Annotated in this window: 19 protein-coding genes and 1 riboswitch; of the genes, 3 read left to right on the top strand and 16 right to left on the bottom strand. The window is 67.5% G+C overall.

Translation table 11 applies throughout. From position 1 onward, the window contains the following. Positions 1-290: 290 nt before the first annotated feature. The 6 genes from BMZ69_RS15745 to ugpB are packed head-to-tail and all read right to left on the bottom strand — an operon-like array spanning position 291 to position 5,769. On the bottom strand, positions 291-1,370 hold the full coding sequence (locus BMZ69_RS15745; protein ID WP_092158192.1) for a sn-glycerol-3-phosphate import ATP-binding protein UgpC: 1,080 nt from the start codon (positions 1,368-1,370) through the stop codon (positions 291-293). Between the two features lie 7 nt (positions 1,371-1,377). Next, on the bottom strand, positions 1,378-2,226 hold the full coding sequence (gene ugpE / locus BMZ69_RS15740) for a sn-glycerol-3-phosphate ABC transporter permease UgpE (RefSeq protein ID WP_092158190.1): 849 nt from the start codon (positions 2,224-2,226) through the stop codon (positions 1,378-1,380). Continuing rightward, positions 2,226-2,984 (bottom strand): creatininase family protein, encoded by a 759-nt coding sequence (locus BMZ69_RS15735; protein WP_092158188.1) that lies wholly within the window; start codon positions 2,982-2,984, stop codon positions 2,226-2,228. Before BMZ69_RS15735 ends, ugpE begins: the two co-directional genes overlap by 1 nt. Next, positions 2,981-3,511 (bottom strand): hypothetical protein, encoded by a 531-nt coding sequence (locus tag BMZ69_RS15730; protein WP_092158186.1) that lies wholly within the window; start codon positions 3,509-3,511, stop codon positions 2,981-2,983. Before BMZ69_RS15730 ends, BMZ69_RS15735 begins: the two co-directional genes overlap by 4 nt. Next, complete coding sequence (gene ugpA, locus BMZ69_RS15725) at positions 3,511-4,392, bottom strand: sn-glycerol-3-phosphate ABC transporter permease UgpA (RefSeq protein ID WP_092158238.1); 882 nt, start codon at positions 4,390-4,392, stop codon at positions 3,511-3,513. The genes BMZ69_RS15730 and ugpA overlap by 1 nt, the downstream gene beginning before the upstream one ends. A 60-nt stretch (positions 4,393-4,452) precedes the next feature. Then, complete coding sequence (gene ugpB, locus BMZ69_RS15720; RefSeq protein ID WP_092158184.1) at positions 4,453-5,769, bottom strand: sn-glycerol-3-phosphate ABC transporter substrate-binding protein UgpB; 1,317 nt, start codon at positions 5,767-5,769, stop codon at positions 4,453-4,455. 204 nt (positions 5,770-5,973) lie between these two features. On the opposite strand from ugpB, the gene BMZ69_RS15715 reads away from it, so the two are divergent. From BMZ69_RS15715 to BMZ69_RS15705, 3 genes are read left to right on the top strand one after another with little or no spacing between them, the layout of a single operon-like run. Continuing rightward, entirely contained in the window at positions 5,974-7,152 is a 1,179-nt protein-coding gene (locus BMZ69_RS15715) for a fumarylacetoacetate hydrolase family protein (protein ID WP_092158182.1), read from the top strand. Then, on the top strand, positions 7,149-8,081 hold the full coding sequence (locus BMZ69_RS15710) for a PfkB family carbohydrate kinase (RefSeq protein ID WP_175506822.1): 933 nt from the start codon (positions 7,149-7,151) through the stop codon (positions 8,079-8,081). Before BMZ69_RS15715 ends, BMZ69_RS15710 begins: the two co-directional genes overlap by 4 nt. 13 nt (positions 8,082-8,094) lie before the next feature. Beyond that, complete coding sequence (locus BMZ69_RS15705) at positions 8,095-9,123, top strand: proline racemase family protein (RefSeq protein ID WP_092158178.1); 1,029 nt, start codon at positions 8,095-8,097, stop codon at positions 9,121-9,123. Between the two features lie 103 nt (positions 9,124-9,226). Here BMZ69_RS15705 and thiE read toward each other — a convergent pair whose 3' ends face one another. The 10 genes from thiE to BMZ69_RS32460 form a co-directional block, all read right to left on the bottom strand. Next, complete coding sequence (thiE, locus tag BMZ69_RS15700) at positions 9,227-9,895, bottom strand: thiamine phosphate synthase (protein ID WP_280142104.1); 669 nt, start codon at positions 9,893-9,895, stop codon at positions 9,227-9,229. After that, entirely contained in the window at positions 9,892-10,659 is a 768-nt protein-coding gene (locus BMZ69_RS15695; protein ID WP_092158174.1) for a hydroxyethylthiazole kinase, read from the bottom strand. The genes thiE and BMZ69_RS15695 overlap by 4 nt, the downstream gene beginning before the upstream one ends. 40 nt (positions 10,660-10,699) lie before the next feature. Then, the gene (locus tag BMZ69_RS15690; RefSeq protein ID WP_092158172.1) at positions 10,700-11,671 is read right to left on the bottom strand and encodes a HesA/MoeB/ThiF family protein; all 972 of its coding nucleotides are present in this window, start codon (positions 11,669-11,671) and stop codon (positions 10,700-10,702) included. A gap of 14 nt (positions 11,672-11,685) precedes the next feature. Further along, positions 11,686-12,456 (bottom strand): thiazole synthase, encoded by a 771-nt coding sequence (locus BMZ69_RS15685; RefSeq protein WP_092158170.1) that lies wholly within the window; start codon positions 12,454-12,456, stop codon positions 11,686-11,688. Between the two features lie 3 nt (positions 12,457-12,459). After that, positions 12,460-12,657, bottom strand: a complete 198-nt coding sequence (thiS, locus tag BMZ69_RS15680) for a sulfur carrier protein ThiS (RefSeq protein WP_092158168.1) — start codon at positions 12,655-12,657, stop codon at positions 12,460-12,462. Beyond that, on the bottom strand, positions 12,626-13,627 hold the full coding sequence (gene thiO / locus BMZ69_RS15675; RefSeq protein ID WP_092158166.1) for a glycine oxidase ThiO: 1,002 nt from the start codon (positions 13,625-13,627) through the stop codon (positions 12,626-12,628). Before thiO ends, thiS begins: the two co-directional genes overlap by 32 nt. 5 nt (positions 13,628-13,632) lie before the next feature. Further along, the gene (gene thiC / locus BMZ69_RS15670) at positions 13,633-15,510 is read right to left on the bottom strand and encodes a phosphomethylpyrimidine synthase ThiC (protein WP_092158164.1); all 1,878 of its coding nucleotides are present in this window, start codon (positions 15,508-15,510) and stop codon (positions 13,633-13,635) included. 77 nt (positions 15,511-15,587) lie between these two features. Then, a riboswitch (TPP riboswitch) is annotated at positions 15,588-15,692 on the bottom strand. Between the two features lie 101 nt (positions 15,693-15,793). Further along, the gene (locus tag BMZ69_RS15665; RefSeq protein ID WP_139219063.1) at positions 15,794-15,994 is read right to left on the bottom strand and encodes a hypothetical protein; all 201 of its coding nucleotides are present in this window, start codon (positions 15,992-15,994) and stop codon (positions 15,794-15,796) included. 68 nt (positions 15,995-16,062) lie between these two features. Further along, the gene (locus BMZ69_RS31165) at positions 16,063-16,353 is read right to left on the bottom strand and encodes a hypothetical protein (protein ID WP_139219062.1); all 291 of its coding nucleotides are present in this window, start codon (positions 16,351-16,353) and stop codon (positions 16,063-16,065) included. 122 nt (positions 16,354-16,475) lie between these two features. Further along, a complete protein-coding gene (locus BMZ69_RS32460; protein ID WP_348272474.1) occupies positions 16,476-17,543 on the bottom strand; it encodes an OmpA family protein in 1,068 nt (355 codons plus the stop codon). Positions 17,544-17,993: the final 450 nt, after the last annotated feature.

Here is a 17,993-nt window from a genome sequence, read left to right as displayed (position 1 = left end):
TCCTGGCTCAATGGAAGCGGATCACAATCCAGCGCCTCGCGGCGCTCCGCTGCCCCTCACATCCGACAACGCCCGCAGGATCAGCCTGCGGGCGGGGAAAAGCTTGGCTTTCTGCCTTCTCCCCTCGGGGGAGAAGGTGGCAGCGCGAAGCGCTGACGGATGAGGGAAGTCCAGCACGACGCTGGGCGTCTCACCCAGTCGTCCCGCCCTCATCCCCTGCCGGACCTTCTCCCCCGAGGGGAGAAGGGGGCTGGCTGGAAAGGACAGCAACCCGACGGATGTCGACCGCCTCAGCCCTTCCCGAGCCGGACACCGCTTTCCGCGTCGAAGACATGGACCTTGTCGGGGTCGACGCTGATCCACAGCCTGCCCGCCTGGGCCGCGACCTCGCCGGTCGCCGCCTGCATGACGAAGGGTTTTCCGGCGAGCTGGCCGTGGAAAAGCTGGGTCGCCCCGAGTTCCTCGATGAACTCGACGTCGAAGGGCAGCGATCCCGCCGCGCCTTCCGAGGCGACCTCGATGTCCTCGGGCCGCAGGCCGACCTCGACGGCGGTGCCGGCGGGCAGGTCATCGCGCAAATCGCGCGCCTGCAGCAGGGCGTCGCCGAGCGCGATGATGCCGTGGCCGTCGAGCTTGGCCGGCAGGAGGTTCATCGGCGGCGAGCCGATGAAGGTGGCGACGAAACGGCTCGCCGGCTTGCGATAGACCTCGGCCGGCACGCCGATCTGCTCGACCTGGCCGCCATTCATCACCACCAGCTTGTCGGAGAGCGTCATCGCCTCGACCTGGTCGTGGGTGACGTAGATCGCGGTGACGCCGAGAGCGCGCTGCAATTTCTTGATCTCGACGCGCATCTGCACGCGCAGCTTGGCATCGAGATTGGAGAGCGGCTCGTCGAACAGGAAGACCTGCGGCTTGCGCACGATGGCGCGACCCATGGCGACGCGCTGGCGCTGGCCGCCGGAGAGCTGGCGCGGGCGGCGCTGCAGGAAGGGCTCGATGGCGAGGATGCGCGCGGCCTCGGCGACGCGCTTCTCGATCTCGTCCTTGGGCGTGCCGCGATTGCGCAGGCCATAGGCCATGTTGTCGTAGACGCTCATATGCGGATAGAGCGCGTAGTTCTGGAAGACCATGGCGATGTCGCGGTCGGCCGGCTCGACCTGGTTGACGACGCGGCTGCCGATCGCGACCTCGCCGGCCGAGATCGTCTCGAGCCCGGCGACCATGCGCAGGAGGGTCGACTTGCCGCAGCCGGAGGGGCCGACGAGGACGCAGAAGCCGCCATCGGGGATGTCGAAGGAGACGCCCTTCACCGCCTCGACGCCGCCGGCATAGATCTTCTTGACGTTGTTGAGCGTGACCTGAGCCATTGGCGGGCTACTTCTCTGTCTCGACAAGGCCCTTCACGAAGAGCCTCTGCATGGCGATGACGACGAAGACCGGGGGCAGCATGGCGAGCATGGCGGTGGCCATGGCGAGCTGCCATTCGGTCAGGGCGTCGGAGGTGGTGATCATCTTGCGGATGCCGATCACGATGGTCTGCATCGAGTCCTTGGTCGTGATCAGGAGCGGCCAGAGATACTGGTTCCAGCCATAGATGAACTGGATGACGAACAGCGCCGCGATCGTCGTCAGCGAGAGCGGCAGCACCGTGTCCTTGAAGAACTTGAACGGGCCGGCGCCGTCGATCTTCGAGGCTTCCAGCAGCTCGTCCGGAATGGTCATGAAGAACTGCCGAAACAGCAAAGTGCCGGTGGCCGAGGCGATCAAGGGCACGGCGAGGCCCTGATAGCTGTCGAGCATGCCGAGATCGGAAACGATCTTGAAGGTCGGGAAGATGCGGACCTCGACCGGCAGCATCAGCGTGACGAAGATGATCCAGAACGCCGCCATCCGGAACGGGAAGCGGTAGTAGACGATGGCATAGGCCGAGAGCACCGAGATGAAGATCTTGCCGATCGCGATGGTCATCGCCATCACGAAGGAGTTCAGCATCATGCTCGCCACCGGCTCGCGGGTGGAGCCCGACGTGCCGACGAAGAGGATGCGGTAGTAATTGTCCAGGAAGTGCGGCCCGGGATAGAGCGGCAATTGCCCGTTGATGATGGTGGCATTGTCCCAGGTCGAGGCGACGAAGGTCAGCCAGACCGGAAAGGCGCAGATGAGCACCCCGATCGTCAGGATGATATAGGCGATCGCATCGCCCAGGCGGCGGTCCTCGACCATCAGCCCTGCCCTCCGCGGTCACTCAGGAGCTTCGCCAGCGCATCCGCCGCCGCATCGAGGAAGGCCTGGCCCTTCTCCGCCGTCGCATTGCGAGCGTCGCCGATCACGCCGGTCTGCGTCATCTCGCGGAAGGGCTTGTACTGGCCGACGGTCGGGCGGGTCAGCGCGGTGAGGTCCGCACCCAGCATGCCGAACGCTTCCGGCAAGCGGTCCTGCCTGATTGTCTCCGGCGCCAGCACCATCATCATAGAGGTCTCGACCTCGCAGGCATGCAGCACACTGACCTGGTCGTCCATGAAGGGCGCCATCGCCTCCTGCGCCAGCAGGAAATAGGTGGTGGCGCGGACCTGGAGCGAGGTCTCCCTGGCGAAATCCGGCAGGAAGGCGGCGAGCGCGGCGATGTTGCCGCCATGGCCGTTGACGATGACGACGCGATGGAAGCCGTGGCGCTCCAGGCTCTTCAGCAGCGCCAGCAGCACGGCGCGATAGGTCGGGATGTCGAAGGTGAAGGTGCCGCCGAAGGCCATGTGATGCTCGGCCATGCCGCACCACAGCGTCGGTGCGACGACGACTTCGACACCTTCGGCACGCTCGGCCGCGAGCTTGCAGACGCCGCCGCACAAGATGGTGTCGACCCCGACGGGCAGATGCGGGCCATGTTGCTCCATCGAGGCGACCGGCAGCACGACGACGGCATCGCGGGCCGCCTTCTCGCGCAACTCCTCGGCGGTGAGGTCCTGCCAGAGCACCGAGGTCATTGCCGCGCCTTCAGCATCGGGAGAAAGAAGAGTTCGGCAAGCGTCTGCGCCACCCAAGGCGCCCGCGCGGCGGCCTCGCCTTCGTTGATCGAGATCATCGGCGTATAGCTCAGCACCTTGTAGGGCCCGTCCTTGCGCATCTCGAACAGCGAGCCGGCGTTCAGGGAGCGCAGAACGAGGGTCAGGTCGCGGTTCTTCAGGCTGCCCGTCGGCTGCGAGATGCCGAAGCGGACATGGATGATGCTGAAGATGTCGAGCCCCTCCTCGGAGGCCCGGCGGTCGAGCGTCACATCGTCGGCTGGGGTCGGCACAGCGACGAAGGCGATCTTCGCGGCCTCGGCCTGCTTGCGCATCTCGCCGATCAACAGCTTGCAGATGCGGTCGGCCCAGGCCAGCTCCGTACCCGGGCCGCAATTCAGCAACACGCCCTTCCATGCATCGATCACCCGGCCCTGCGCCGACGCCAGGGTTGGCACGAGGCAGAAGCCCGCGAGCGCCGCGAAGCCAAGGCGACGGCCCCACCGCATCAGTAGTTCACCTTCCGCTCGATGAAGCGGAACTGGAAAGCGGTCATGGCGATGACCATGGCGAGCAGGATCACCGACTGCGCCGCCGAGCCGCCGAGATTGGTGCCGCCCTTGCCGTCCGAATAGACCTTGTAGACCAGCGTCTCGGTCGCGCCCGAGGGGCCGCCGCCGCTGACCGTGTCGATGATGCCGAAGGTGTCGAAGAAGACGTAGACGAGGTTGACGACGAGCAGGAAGAAGGTGGTCGGCGAGAGCAGCGGGAAGACGATGGTCCAGAAGCGCCGCATCGGCCGGGCGCCGTCGATCACCGCCGCCTCGATCACGCTCCTGGGGATCGACTGCAGGCCGGCGAGGAAGAACAGGAAGTTGTAGGAGATCTGCTTCCATGTCGCCGCCAGGATGACGAGGGTCATCGCGTCATTGCCGTTGAGGCGCGGATTCCAGGCGACGCCCAGCGATTGCAGACCGCGGGCGAGCATGCCGAGGGAAGGATCGAACATGAAGATCCAGAGCACGCCGGCAATGGCGGGCGCGACGGCATAGGGCCAGATCAGCAGGGTCTTGTAGATCTCGGCGCCGCGGATGGCCCGATCCGCCATGACCGCGAAGAGCAGCGCCAGCGAGAGCGATAGCAGCGCGACGAAGACCGAGAAGATGCCGGTGTTGATCAGCGCCTTGTAATATTCGGGCTTGGCGAACAGGTCGCGATAATTCTCGAACCAGACGAACTCGGTGGAGATGCCGAAAGCGTCCTGCAGCAGGAAGCTCTGCCAGACCGCCTGGCTCGCCGGCCAGTAGAAGAACACGACCGTGATCGTGAGCTGCGGCAGGAGCAGCAGCAGCGGGATCGTCAGCCCCTTGAAGTGAGCGTATTTCTGCATCGGCCAGCCCGGCGGCAAGGAAGGCCGGGACAAACGCCCCGGCCTTCGATCAGTCTTGTCTTACTTGGCGGTGCGCTCGAACTGGCGCAGCGCCTGGTTGCCGCGCTCATTGGCCGCGTCGAGTGCCGCCTTCGGCGTCTTCTGGCCGTTCAGGGCCGCCTCGATCTCCTCCGACCAGATGTCGCGGATCTGGACCAGGCCGCCGAAGCGGACGCCGCGGGAGTTCTCGGTCGGCTCCTTGTTGTTGAGCTCGAGCAGCGGGGTCTCGAGATAGGGGTTCTGCTTGTAGAAGCCCGACGCCTTGACCTTCTCATAGGCCGCCTTGGTGATCGGCAGATAGCCCGACTCGGTGTGCAGCTTCACCTGCCGGTCGACGTCGGAGAGGAACGTGAAGAACTTGGCGACGCCCTTGTACTCTTCGGCCTTCTTGCCGCCCATGACCCAGAGCGAGGCGCCGCCGATGATCGAGTTCTGCGGCGCGCCGGCGACGTCCGGGTAATACGGCATCGGCGCGTTCGACCAGTCGAACTTGGCATTCGCCTTGACGTTGCCGAAGAAGGCCGAGGAGGTCAGGAACAGCGGGCATTCGCCCGAGGTGAAGCGGCCCTCGCCGGTGTTGGTGCGGCCGGAATAGGAGAACACGCCTTCCTTCTGCAGGTTGGCGAGATTGGTCAGGTGCTTGACGAAGAGATCGCTGTTGATGCGGAACTCGGTGTCGAAGCCGTCGAAGCCGTTGGCCTTGGTGCCGACCGGCACGTTGTGCCAGGCGCCGAGCTGCTCGATATTGGCCCAGGTCGTCCAGGCGGTCGAGAAACCGCACTTGTCGAAGCCGGCGGCCTTCAGTTTCTTGGCGGCTTCGAACACTTCGGGCCAGGTCTTCGGCGGGGTTTCCGGCAGGCCGGCCTTCTTCAGCGCGTCCTTGTTGTACCACATCACCATCGAGGACGAGTTGAACGGGAAGGAGAGCATCTCGCCCTTCGTCGTCGAATAGTAGCCGGTGATCGCCGGCAGATAGCTCTTCGGATCGAACTTCTCGCCCGCGTCCTTCATCACGTCGGCGACCGGTTTGATCGCTCCCTTGGCCGACATCATGGTCGCGGTGCCGACCTCGAAGACCTGCATGATGTGCGGGGCGTTGCCAGCGCGGAAGGCGGCGATGCCAGCGTTCAGCGTGTCGGGATAGGACCCCTTATAGGCGACGACGACCTTGTAGTCCTTCTGCGAGGCGTTGAACTCCTCGGCCAGCTTGACAACGACGTCGTTGTTGGCGCCGGTCATGGCGTGCCACCACTGGATTTCGGTCTGCGCCAGAGCCGGCGAAGCAACGGCGAGTGCGAGCACGCCGGCCGCGGTCAGTGTCTTGAATTTGAAGGTCATGATCAGCTCCCTCTCAGCCCCCGATGCACGCGGGCGTTCTTGTCGTTGGTGCGCAAGCTAGCATGAAGCCGGGGCGACAGTTCAATGACAAAACGATGACATTTCCGCCCCGCTGTGGACGCGCATCCGCGCACTTGCGATTTCCCGCGGAAGCGGCTGTTCTTCGTGACCCTTCCTGTACACTGCACACAAGCTGGATCAGCCATGGCCTCGCTCTCGCTCACGCCCGCCAACACCCTGCCGGCCGATGCCGACCGCGCCGCGCTGGCCGGCCGCGTCTGGCGCCCGGACCTAGCCGGGCCGTCGGTGGTCAAGCTTGCCGGAAACGAGGTGATCGACGTCACCGCAACCTTCCCGACCATGCGCGACCTCTGCGAGACCGCCGATCCGGCGACGGCACTACGTGCCGCTGACGGTGAGAATCTGGACTCGCTTGCCGATCTCCTCGCCAACAGCTCGGCCGCCACGCGCAATGACGGCAAGCCCTGGCTGCTCGCCCCGGTCGACCTGCAGGCGGTCAAGGCTGCCGGCGTCACCTTCGCCGTCTCGATGCTGGAGCGCGTCATCGAGGAGAAGGCGCGGGGCAATCCGGCAGCCGCCGCCGAAATCCGCACCGAGATCGGCAAGCTCATCGGCGACGACCTCTCCAAGCTCAAGCCCGGCTCGCCCGAGGCGATGAAGCTGAAGGAGGTGCTGATCGCCCAGAACAGCTGGAGCCAGTATCTCGAGGTCGGCATCGGGCCGGACGCCGAGATCTTCACCAAGGCACCGCCGATGTCAGCGGTCGGCACCGGCGCCGATGCCGGCCTGCATCCGGGCTCGAGCTGGAACAATCCCGAGCCGGAGATCGTGATCATCGTCGCCTCGGATGGCCGGATCGTCGGCGCCAGCCTCGGCAACGACGTCAACCTGCGCGACTTCGAGGGCCGCTCGGCCCTGCTGCTCGGCAAGGCCAAGGACAACAATGCGGCGGCGGCGATCGGCCCGTTCATCCGCTTCTTCGACGGCGACTTCTCGCTCGACCATGTCCGCAAGACGACGGTGAGCCTGACCGTCGTGGGCGAGGACGGCTTCACGCTGGAAGGCTCGTCCTCGATCGCCATGATCAGCCGCGACCCGGCCGATCTCGCCGCGCAGATGCTGGGCCCGAACCATCAGTATCCGGACGGGGCGGCGCTCTATCTCGGCACCATGTTCGCGCCGATCAAGGATCGCGACGCGCCGGGCGGCGGCTTCACCCATAAATACGGCGACGTCGTCACCATCTCGGCGCCCGAGCTCGGCGCGCTGGTCAATCGCATGCGCCGCACCGACGAATGCGAGCCCTGGCGCTTCGGCGCCTCGCATCTGATGCGCAACCTGGCCAAGCGCGGCCTGTTGTGACGGGCAAGGGCGTCCTCGTCTATGGCGAGGCGTTGGTCGATTGCGTGCCCGGCGCTGCCGGGCACGAGCGCCAGGTCGTGCTCGGCGGTTCCGGCTTCAACACGGCACTGGCGCTGGCTCGCTGCGGCGCGCCGGTGACCTATAATGTCAGCCTCTCGCGAGACACACTCGGCCGGTCTTTCCTGCAGCGCCTGGCAGAGGAGGGCATCGACCAACGCTTCGTCGGAGTCGGCGATGCACCGACGCCCTCCGCCACGGCCTCGCTCGACGCAGACGGTGTCGCGACCTATCGTTTCTCATTGAACGGCACGGCGTTCGATACCACGCCACCCGCGCCGGAACATCTCGACGACTTCGCGCATCTGCACGTCACCTCCTTCGGCGCGACGCTCGGCACGTCCGGCGAAGCGGCTCTGGCGCTGATGGGACGTGCGCGCGAGGCCGGGCTCAGCGTCAGCTATGATCTCAATGTCAGGCCGGCCGTGCTGCCGGCGCTCGATGAGGCGCGTCGCGCCATCGACGAGCGGGCAACGCTGTGCGATCTGCTGAAATGCAGCACGGATGATGCGCGAACACTTCACGGCGCCGAGTACGGCTATCCCCTGGCGCGCTGGCTTGCCCATGGGGACCGGCTGCTGCTGGTTACCGATGGCGACAAGGGCGGTTATCTCCTGCCGTTCCGCCGCGAGCCCATGGTGTTCCCTGCCCTCGCGCGGGAGGTCGTCGATACGATCGGTGCAGGGGACAGCTTCATGGGCGCCTTCCTCGCTTCGCTCTGGCGAAATGGCGGCCTCGGCCCGGTGCTGAAGGACCTGCCGAACGAACTTTGTGCAGCGGCTCTCGGCTTCGCCGTCGTGGTGGCGGCCGAAACCTGCGCCCAACAGGGCTGCAATCCGCCGCGGCTCGACCCGCCTTCCGCCGATGACTAATGGACGAGGACCCATGCGCCTGAGCTATATCGACTATCACACCTGCGGCGAGCCGGTGCGCATCGTCACGTCAGGCTATCCGCAGCTCACCGGCGCCGGCATCCTCGACAAGCGCCGGCAGGCCCGCGAGAGCTACGACCATCTGCGCCGCGCGATGATGCTGGAGCCGCGCGGGCATGACGGCATGTACGGCGTCATCCCGGTCGCGGCGAGCCATCCCGAGGCCGCCTTCGGCGTGCTGTTCACGCATAACGAGGGTTATTCGACCATGTGCGGCCACGCGACGATCGCGCTCGGCCGCTATGCTGTCGAGCAGGGGCTGGTCGAGGCGACCGCGCCGGTCACGCGCTTTTCCATCGAGGCGCCCTGCGGGCTGGTGCGGCTCGCCTGCGAGGTCGAAGGCGGCCAAGGCAACTGGAAAGTCGGCGATGTCAGCTTCGCGAGCGTGCCGGCCTTCGTCGAGGCGCGCGATCTCGTGGTTTCCGTGCCCGGCCATGGCGATATCGTCACCGACATCGCCTATGGCGGCGCCTATTACTGCATCCTGCCGGCCTCGCGCTTCGGTCTCGACCTGATGCAGACGCCGGTCGAGGAGGTCGTCGCGGCGGCGGGCGCGCTGACCGACCAGGTCCGGGCGAGCCACAGCATCACCCATCCGACCGAGCCCGATCTCGGCTTCCTCTATGGCACGATCGTCACCGACGAGGCTGAAGCGAGCGAGGACAGCTTCAATCTCTGCGTCTTCGCCGAGCGCCAGATCGATCGCTCGCCGACCGGCTCGGGCGTCACCGCCCGGATGGCGCTCGACCATGCCAAGGGACTGATCCCGCTCGGCCGGAGCCGGAAGATCCGCAGCATCACCGGCGGCACCTTCACCGGAAAGGTGGTCGGCCCGGTCGATTTTCCGGCAGCGGGTGCCGTCACGGTCGAAGTCGGCGGGCGCGGGCATCTCGCCGGCGAGGGCAGCTTCGTCATCGAGGCGGACGACCCGCTCGGGCACGGCTTTGCCCTGCCGAAGCGCTTCGCCGAGATCGCCGGCTAGAGCAATTCCGCAATTCTTCGAATCGCGAAAATGTTCTAGGTCCTTGTTTTATCGCATTTTCTTCACGCGAACCGGTGTCCACTTCGCTCGAAAACGCTCTAGATCAGGCGCTCGCGGCGACCCGCTCGGACAGGGCAGTCTCGATCGCGAGCCGCAGGTCGCGCGCCGCCTCGCTTATATCGTCGCCGCCGAAGAGCGCACCGATCACCGCGACGCCATCAGCGCCGGCAGCGATCACCGAGCCGGCATTGGCGGCGGTGATACCGGCAATGGCGCCGACCGGGAGGGCACCGAGCACGCGCGCTGCCGCCTGACGCAAGCAGGCGAGCCCGTCAACGCCGAGCGCGATACCGGCATTGTCCTTGTGCGTGGTCGGGAAGACGCCGCCGATGCAGGCATAGTCGATCTTCGCGGAGGCCAGCTCGGGCAATTCGCTTTCATGCTTCAGCGTCGCCCCGATGATGGCGCGCGGGCCGAGCAGGCGGCGGGCATCGACGAGTTTCATGTCGTCGGCGCCGAGATGGACACCATCGGCGCCGGCGGCGAGCGCGACGTCGACGCGGTCATTGATCAGAAGGGGCACATTGGTGCCATGCAGGGCCGAGCGGATGGCGCGGGCCTCGCGTATCATCTCGCGCGTCGTCTCGGTCTTGGCGCGGAGCTGGATCAGCGTCGCACCGCCCTCGACCGCGGCGCGCGCCATGTCGGCCATGGAGCGGCCATTGGCGATCTGCGGATCGACGATGCCGTAAAGGGTGATGTCGACGGTCACGGGCGCGCTTCCATTCTGGCGGCGAGCGTCGCCGCATCCATCACCGCGACCGCGTCGATCAATTCGACCTCGAAGCTGCCGGGGCCGCGGCATCGCTCGGCCGCGATTTCGCCGGCAATGCCATAGGCGGTCAAGGCCGCCGCCGCCCCGACCGCCTTGTCGGCCTCGACGGCGCAGCAGGCCGCGATCAGCGCACCGGCAGCGCAGCCGATGCCGGTGACCTTCGTCATCAGCGGATGGCCATGCGCGACCGAGAAGCTCGCCGAGCCGCTCTCGATCCGGTCGACCTTGCCGGTGGTGACGCGCGTGACGCCTTGCGCGGCGGCGAGATCGAAGGAGAGCGCCGCCATCTCGGTGGCGTTGCCGCGCACCAGGATATCGGGCAGCCGCAGCACCTGCCCGGCGATGTGCCGGCGCAGGGGCGACAGTTCGACGAAAACCGGGTCGAAGACAACCGGCTTGCCGCGATCACGCGCCACCTCCAGCAGCTTGGGGATGGCGAGCTCGCTCTCGGCGTTGATCGTGCCGATATTGATCAGGATCGCGCCGGCGCCCTCCGCCATCGCCGCGACCTCGTCGACATGGATCGCCATGGACGGGATCGCGCCGAAGGCGAGGAGCATGTTGGCGGTGATGTTCTGCGCCACAGTGTTGGTCAGGCACTGCACGCGCGGGCGGACCTCCGCCACACGCGCGAGGACGGCGGCGACCTCCTGCGGCTGCAGGGTCCGCGCCAGCGTGATCTCGGTGGTGTCGCTCGTCATCTTGTCTCCATCGGACTCGCCAAGGGATATGGGGAAGATTTTAGCCCAGCGCCATCAGGGCCAGATCGCCGGCGCCCCGCGTCGCAAGCCTGCCGGCGGCGCGCGCCGCCCGGATGCCGGTTCGGCAGCAAAGCACCACACGCCGACCCTCAGCGTCATCCAGCGACAGCCGGTCGATCTCCTCGACCGCGAGCCTGATCGCGTCCGGAGCGGCCGCAACCGGTGCCTCTTCGACCCCGCGTAGCTCGACCACGATATCGCTGACCAACAGCTGTGAGGGCGCGATGAAGGGAAAAGAACCCGAAAGCGGCTCCGGCGCCCCGGCGAAGGAGAAACCGCCGAAGCCGAGGCGGCGGGCATCGAAGCTGATCACCCGGCCGAGCGGCGATGGCGCGAGGCCTAGCGCCAGCAGCAGCGCCATATGTGCCTGCAGCAGGCCGAGAGTGGCGACGGCCGGGCCGAGCACGCCGGCCGTGGCGCAATCGGCGGCGCGCGCCGGCATTTCCGGGAAGACGGCGCGACAGCTCGGCCCACCGCCGCAGAAGGCGCCGACATAGCCGGAAAGGCCGACGATCGAAGCGCTGACCAGCGGCTTGCCGGTCTCGTAGCAGGCATCACTCAGAACATAGGTCGCGGCGAAACTGTCGGCGGCATCGACGACGACGTCGGCCCGCGCCACCAGCCCCGCCACATTGTCGGGGGCGAGCCTGAACGCCAGCGCCTCGATCTCGACGCCGGGGTTATAGGCGGCGAGCGCGTCCGCCGCCGCCTCGACCTTCAACCGCCCTAGATCCCTCATCCGGTAGAGCGGCTGACGGTGCAGATTGCTCTCCTCGACCCGGTCGGGATCGACCAGCAGCAAGCGGCCGATGCCGGCGCCGACGAGATAGGAGGATACGGGGCAGCCGAGCCCGCCGGCGCCGACGACGAGGATACGCGTCCGAGCAAGCTGCGCCTGCCCTTCGGGGCCGATCTCCGGCATCACGATCTGGCGGGCGTAACGATCGGTCATGGCTGCCTCCCGCATCATCCCAGCAGGGCCCGGCCGAGCACCGGGGTCGAGGGCGCGGCCATGTCGCGCGGCTCCATCGGCCCCGCTTCGAAGGCGAGGCGCCCGGCCTCGATCGCGCGGGCGAAGGCTGCCGCCATCGCAGCGGGATCGTCGGCCTTGGCCACGGCGGTGTTGAGCAGCACCGCGTCATAGCCGAGCTCCATTGCCGCGGCCGCATGCGAGGGCAGGCCGATGCCGGCGTCCACGACGAGCGGGATGTCGGGGAAATGCGCCCGCAGCGCCCGCAGGCCGTAAGGGTTGTTCAGGCCCTTGCCGGTGCCGATCGGCGCGCCCCAGGGCATCAGCACCCGGCAGCCGGCTTCGACCAGCCGCTCGGCCACGACGAGGTCCTCGGTCATGTAGGGAAAGACCTCGAAGCCCTCGGCGCAGAGGATGCGTGCCGCCTCGACCAGCCCGAAGACATCCGGCTGCAGCGTGTCGGCTTCCCCGATCACCTCCAGCTTGATCCAGGGCGTGCCGAAGACCTCGCGCGCCATCTGCGCCGTCGTTACCGCTTCCTTGACCGAGTGGCAGCCGGCCGTGTTCGGCAGAACCCTGACGCCGAGGCCGCGGATCAGCGCCCAGAAATCCTGGCCGCCGCCGAGGCGGCCGGCCTCGCGCCGCAACGAGACCGTGACGACATCGACGCCGGCCGCCTCGACCGACTTCTGCAGCACGGCCGGCGAGGGATATTGCGCCGTGCCCAAGAAGAGGCGGGAGCGTGGGGTGAAACCATAGAAATCCATCGCTCAGCCTCCCTGCATCGGCGCGAGGACCTCGAGCCGATCGCCATCCGCGAGGACCGTCTGCGCCCGCGCGCCGGCGGGCACGAAGGCTTCGTTCACGGCGGTGGCGACGACTGCGCCGGCATAGCCCAGCTCGGCCAATGCCTCGGCCAGAATGGGGGCGGCGACCTCACGTGTGTCGCCGTTGACGATGATGCGCATCGGACAACTCCCTTGGTGCGAGGAGACGATCGGCCACCTGCCGGGCCAAGGCCGGCGAGAGCAGGAAGCCGTGGCGGAACAGGCCGTTGAAACGTAAGGTCCGGCCATCCTCGACGATATCAGGCAGGTTGTCGGGAAAGGCCGGGCGGACATCGGCGCGCAATTCGACGATCTCTGCCTCACTGAGCGCCGGATGCAGCGCATAGGCGGCGCTGAGCAGTTCGATCGCCGAGCGGGCGCTGACCTGACGGCGATCATCGCTCTCGATCATCGTCGCGCCGATCACGAGATGCCCGTCGGAGCGCGGCACGACATAGAGCGGGATGCGCGGATGCAGCAGCCGGACCGGGCGGCTCAGCCTGATCTCGTCCGTGCGCAGCACCAGCATCTCGCCGCGGACCCCACGCAATGCGCTCAGACGGTCGCGCGCCGTGAGGCCACGGCAATCGATGATGCGGTCGGCATCGAGCGCCGTCTCGTCTGCCTCGACGCCGTAGTGGATCGGCACGCCGGCCGCCTGCAGCGCCTCGACTAGAGCCGCCATGGCGCGGCGCGGATCGAGATGAGCCTCCTGCGCGAAGAACAGGCCCTGTCGGAACCGGCCGGCGAGATCGGGCTCCAGCGCGGCGACCGCATCGGCATCGAGCCGCTCGAAACCGCTCGTCCGCGCGGAAAAACGCGTCAGCTCGCCGGCATCGCGCGCCGAAGCGAGCACGAGCGTACCATGGGCCAGCGTGCCGGGATAATGGCGCGGCCACCAGTCGAGCGCCTGCCGACCCAAGGTGACGACCGCCTCCTCGGCGCTCTCGCGCTCGCACCAGGGCGCCAACATGCCGCCGGCCGCCCAGGAGCAGGCCCGCTCGCCGAGCGCGGCACTGCGTTCGAACACGTCGACCGCGATACCCCGCCCGGCCAGCTCGAGCGCCGTCACGAGGCCGGCCACGCCGGCCCCGATCACAGCGACGCGCATGGTTTCTACTCCGCCGCCGGCAGATAGAGATTGCCGCCCTGCTTCAGGAACTCCTGCGACTTTTCCGCCATGCCCTGGGAAGCCATCGCTTCGAGCGCCGCGCGCTCATTGTCGCCCATGGCCTGCACCTCGGCGCGCAGATCCTGAGTGATCTTCATCGAGCAGAATTTCGGCCCGCACATCGAGCAGAAGTGCGCGACCTTATGGGCGTCCTTCGGCAGCGTCTCGTCATGGAAGGCGCGGGCCGTGTCGGGATCGAGCGCCAGGTTGAACTGGTCCTCCCAGCGGAAGTCGAAGCGGGCGCGGGAGAGCGCGTCGTCACGCAGCTTGGCTGCCGGATGGCCCTTGGCGAGGTCGGCGGCATGGGCAGCGATCCGGTAAGTGATGACGCCGGTCTTGACGTCGTCGCGATCCGGCAGGCCGAGATGCTCCTTCGGCGTGACATAGCAGAGCATGGCGCAACCGAACCAGCCGATCATCGCCGCGCCGATGCCCGAGGTGATGTGGTCGTAGCCCGGCGCGATGTCGGTGGTCAGCGGTCCCAATGTGTAGAACGGGGCTTCGCCGCATTCGCGCAGCTGCTTGTCCATGTTCTCCTTGATCTTGTGCATCGGCACATGGCCGGGGCCCTCGATCATGACCTGGCAGCCCTTGTCCCAGGCGACCTTGGTGAGCTCGCCCAGCGTCTCCAGCTCGGCGAACTGGGCGCGGTCATTGGCATCGGCGATCGAGCCCGGACGCAGGCCGTCGCCGAGCGAGAAGGAGACGTCATAGCGCCGCATGATCTCGCAGATCTCGTCGAAGCGCTCGTAGAGGAAGCTTTCCTTGTGATGCGCCAGGCACCAGCGCGCCATGATCGAGCCACCGCGCGAGACGATGCCGGTGACGCGATTGGCGGTCAGCGGGACATAGGGCAGCCTGACGCCAGCATGGATGGTGAAATAGTCGACGCCCTGCTCGGCCTGCTCGATCAGCGTATCCTTGAACACCTCCCAATCGAGCTTGATCGGGTCGCCGCCGACCTTCTCCAGCGCCTGGTAGATCGGCACCGTGCCGATCGGCACCGGCGAGTTTCTGAGTATCCAGGAGCGGATGTTGTGGATGTTGCGGCCGGTCGAGAGGTCCATGACCGTGTCAGCACCCCAGCGGATCGCCCAGACCAGCTTCTCGACCTCCTCGGCAGCGCCGGAGGTCACGGCCGAATTGCCGATATTGGCGTTGATCTTGACCAGGAAGTTGCGGCCGATCGCCATCGGCTCGAGCTCGGGGTGGTTGATGTTGGCGGGGATGATGGCGCGCCCGCGCGCGATCTCGTCGCGGACGAATTCCGGCGTGACGAACTCGGGCACAGCCGCGCCGAAGCTCTCGCCATCGGCATGGCGCTCCCTTGCCCCCTCCAGCATTGCGGCGCGGCCGAGATTCTCGCGATGGGCAACGTAGGTCATCTCGGGCGTGACGATGCCGGCTCTGGCGAACTCGTACTGGGTCGTCATCTGGCCGGGCTTCGCCTGCAGGATCGGGCGCTCGGCAGGGCAGGCCGGCACCAGTTGCTCGGCCGAGATGTTGCCGTTGTCGGCGGCGGTGACGGCGCGGCCCGCAACCACCTCGAAGCCGCGCGCGTCGAGCCAGGCGCGGCGCGGCTGCACCAGGCCGGCATTGAGGTCGATCTTCGCGTCGGTCTCGGTATAGGGGCCGGACGGGTCATAGATGCGCACCGGCGGCTCGGCCTCGGTGGTCAGCGCGACCTCGCGGAAAGGCACGCGCATGTCGGGATGCTCGGGCGCCGCGACATAGATCTTGCGCGAGCCGATGATCGGGCCGGTCGTCACCGTCTGCGGCGCGGCCTTGACGCTGTTCTTCTGGGGCTTGGTATGGGCGTTCATGTCAGGATCTCCTCCCTCTCAGGTTCAGGAGATCCGGGGCGTCTGACGGTCCAGTCGCTGTCTGCGGATGCATGTGTGGCGCAGCCGCGTTCCAGTCCCTCCGCCGGTATGACCCGGATCAGGTTCGATGGGTTCGGCCGTCAGGCCATCTCAGCTCTTGTCGAGCACCCCTCGGAACGAGGCGGAGGTTAGAACCGTCGTGATCTCAGCGCAACCGGCAAAGGACCACGATCTGGCGCGGCGCTGGCATGCGCCGGCAGCATTTCACACGCAGAAGGTGAAATCAGGCGGTTATATCGAGATTGCCGCCCTGGCCGGCGGGGAGCGTGGCCTGCTGCTGCTCGGTCGCCTGCTGGAGCATGGCGACCAGTGCCTGGTCGGAATCGGCGTTCTGCTTGACCATCTCGAGCTGAAGCGCCTGCTGCGTCGCAGCCGACTTCATGCTGATCAGGCTTTGGGCGATCGCGACCGACATCTCACTCATGGGCGTAGCTCCTCGCCGCCACCATAGGTGGCGAGCCTTACCTGACTCTAAACTGGAAGCGGTGGCCTCTAACGAGTCGGCGCGATGATCGATGGCACCGGCTTCGGCATCGGGATCTCGCGATTGGGCTCGGGCGGTGCCGATCGGTTGCGCGCCAGTTGCTCCCGCTCACGCCAGTCCTCGACGCGATCGGAGCGCGGCTCGAGCTTCTGCACTTCACCCGCATTCGGCGCCATTGGCACGCCAGGCGCGCGTTGCTGGCGTTGCATCTGCGGTTGAGAAGACTGCGCAGCGGCAGCTTCCGCAACGATCAGCGCAGCGACAATCACTCCGAGAAGGACCCAAGGGTTCTTGCGCATGACACCCTCCAGAGGCCGGCGGAACGGATTCCGGCCTTAGTGGGCAACTGCAATGTCCGGCAATGGTTCCAATCGCCGTCAACGAAAAGTGCGGGGCAGCCCGGACGCTGCCCCGCATGGCATCACTGCTGGTTCTGGCCGGTGAGCAGCGGCGTGATCCGGCGCAGGGTCACCCGCCGGTTCTCGCGCGAATCGCCCTGCGTCTGGACCTTGGGATACTGCTCGCCATAGCCCTGCGTCGTCAGGTTCTCGGCCGGGATGCCGAAATCGCGGGTCAGTATCTCGGCGACCGATTGCGCTCGCCGGTCCGACAGCGAGAGATTGTCGACATCGGAGCCGACCGCGTCGGTATGGCCCTCGACCATGAAGACCTCGTTCGGTGCCCGCTCGACCGCCTGGCGCACCGCGTCAGCGATGACCCGCAGGCGACCGGCCTGATCTGATGTGACCGTCCAGGAGCCGGAATCGAAGTTGATCGTGTCGATGTCGACGCTGCGCATATGGGCGCGCAGGTCGGGCGAGTAGCGGACCTCGTCGAGCGTGTAGCGGCGCGGCACCGGCGCGACCGGCGGCGCGGTGATCGTCTCGTAGATCAAGCGCTCGTCGGCACGCTCGGCATCGACGATGTAGCGCTCGCGCGGAATGCGCAGCTGCGGCGGCGGCAGGACCACCACCTCCTCTGCGAAGCGCGCCTGCGGCCCGTCACGGCGGACATTGTCGATGATGACGAATTCGCCGCCGTCGCGCTCGCGCCGCGAGCGGCGGATCAGGCGACCTTCGGCGTCGGTCACCGTGACGATCTGCGTGCCGTCGGGACGGTCATAGACTGTCACCGTCTCCTCGCCACGGCGCTCGCTGCGGGTGTCGAGGCCGAGATCGCGGAAGCGCTGGGTCTCGTCCCGGCGGATGATGACGCGATCGTCGTCGCCGCGGATGATGGTGCGCCCGGGCTCGCGGATGATGGTGACGTCGCCCTCGCGGCGCTCCTCGCGCCGGCTGCGGATGTCGTCGAGCCGGCTCGCGCCCTGCGTCGCCATGATGCCACCGATCGCGGCGGCGCCGAGACCGATCGCAGCCGCGCCGCCGAGGCCGATGCCGCCGCGGCGTCCCTGGCGATCAGGCGCGGGCTGGCCGGCCGGCGGCAGGGTTTGCGGCTGCTGTGCCTGTCCGGGAGCAACGCCAGGTCGCAACGCGCCGGGCTGCTGACCGGCTCCGGGCACGGGTTGCGCGGGCGCGGCTCCCGGCTGGGCCGGAGCTCCCGGTGGTCGACCGGCATTCGGGGCCACCGGCGGCTGGCCAGGAGCCGCCTGGCCAGGCGTGGGCTGAGGCGGAGCCGCCGGCACGGGTGCGGCAGTACCGGGTTGCGCAGGCGCGATGCCAGGCTGCGCTGGAGCTGCCGGCGCGCGGCCGGCCGGCGGAACGGCCGAAGGCTGTTCCGGCTGCGGCTGTCCGGCCCTCGGAGCGGGAGCCGTCTGTCCGGGCGCGGGTGGAGTGGGCGCCGCCTGACCAGGCTGGCGGTTCAAGCCTGGGGGCGGTCTCGACGGAGCCGACTGCGACGGCGCTGTGCCGGGTTGCAACGGGGCACCCGGCGTACGGCCGGCCGGCGGGACAGCCGAGGGCTGGCCGCGACCGCTCGGGGC

Source organism: Allobosea sp. CRIB-10 (genome assembly GCF_900112185.1).
GTDB lineage: Bacteria > Pseudomonadota > Alphaproteobacteria > Rhizobiales > Beijerinckiaceae > Allobosea.
This window is presented reverse-complemented; position numbering and strand designations above follow the sequence as displayed.

Bases quoted from the DNA above. Each gene is read 5' to 3' on its own strand.
- BMZ69_RS15730 (WP_092158186.1), bottom strand. From the start codon at position 3,511: ATGCGGTGGGGCCGTCGCCTTGGCTTCGCGGCGCTCGCGGGCTTCTGC.
- BMZ69_RS31165 (WP_139219062.1), bottom strand. From the start codon at position 16,353: ATGCGCAAGAACCCTTGGGTCCTTCTCGGAGTGATTGTCGCTGCGCTG.
- ugpA (WP_092158238.1), bottom strand. From the start codon at position 4,392: ATGCAGAAATACGCTCACTTCAAGGGGCTGACGATCCCGCTGCTGCTG.
- BMZ69_RS15665 (WP_139219063.1), bottom strand. From the start codon at position 15,994: ATGAGTGAGATGTCGGTCGCGATCGCCCAAAGCCTGATCAGCATGAAG.
- BMZ69_RS15695 (WP_092158174.1), bottom strand. From the start codon at position 10,659: ATGACGAGCGACACCACCGAGATCACGCTGGCGCGGACCCTGCAGCCG.
- ugpE (WP_092158190.1), bottom strand. From the start codon at position 2,226: ATGGTCGAGGACCGCCGCCTGGGCGATGCGATCGCCTATATCATCCTG.
- thiC (WP_092158164.1), bottom strand. From the start codon at position 15,510: ATGAACGCCCATACCAAGCCCCAGAAGAACAGCGTCAAGGCCGCGCCG.
- BMZ69_RS15705 (WP_092158178.1), top strand. From the start codon at position 8,095: ATGCGCCTGAGCTATATCGACTATCACACCTGCGGCGAGCCGGTGCGC.
- thiO (WP_092158166.1), bottom strand. From the start codon at position 13,627: ATGCGCGTCGCTGTGATCGGGGCCGGCGTGGCCGGCCTCGTGACGGCG.
- thiS (WP_092158168.1), bottom strand. From the start codon at position 12,657: ATGCGCATCATCGTCAACGGCGACACACGTGAGGTCGCCGCCCCCATT.
- BMZ69_RS15745 (WP_092158192.1), bottom strand. From the start codon at position 1,370: ATGGCTCAGGTCACGCTCAACAACGTCAAGAAGATCTATGCCGGCGGC.
- BMZ69_RS15690 (WP_092158172.1), bottom strand. From the start codon at position 11,671: ATGACCGATCGTTACGCCCGCCAGATCGTGATGCCGGAGATCGGCCCC.
- ugpB (WP_092158184.1), bottom strand. From the start codon at position 5,769: ATGACCTTCAAATTCAAGACACTGACCGCGGCCGGCGTGCTCGCACTC.
- BMZ69_RS15735 (WP_092158188.1), bottom strand. From the start codon at position 2,984: ATGACCTCGGTGCTCTGGCAGGACCTCACCGCCGAGGAGTTGCGCGAG.
- BMZ69_RS15685 (WP_092158170.1), bottom strand. From the start codon at position 12,456: ATGGATTTCTATGGTTTCACCCCACGCTCCCGCCTCTTCTTGGGCACG.
- BMZ69_RS15715 (WP_092158182.1), top strand. From the start codon at position 5,974: ATGGCCTCGCTCTCGCTCACGCCCGCCAACACCCTGCCGGCCGATGCC.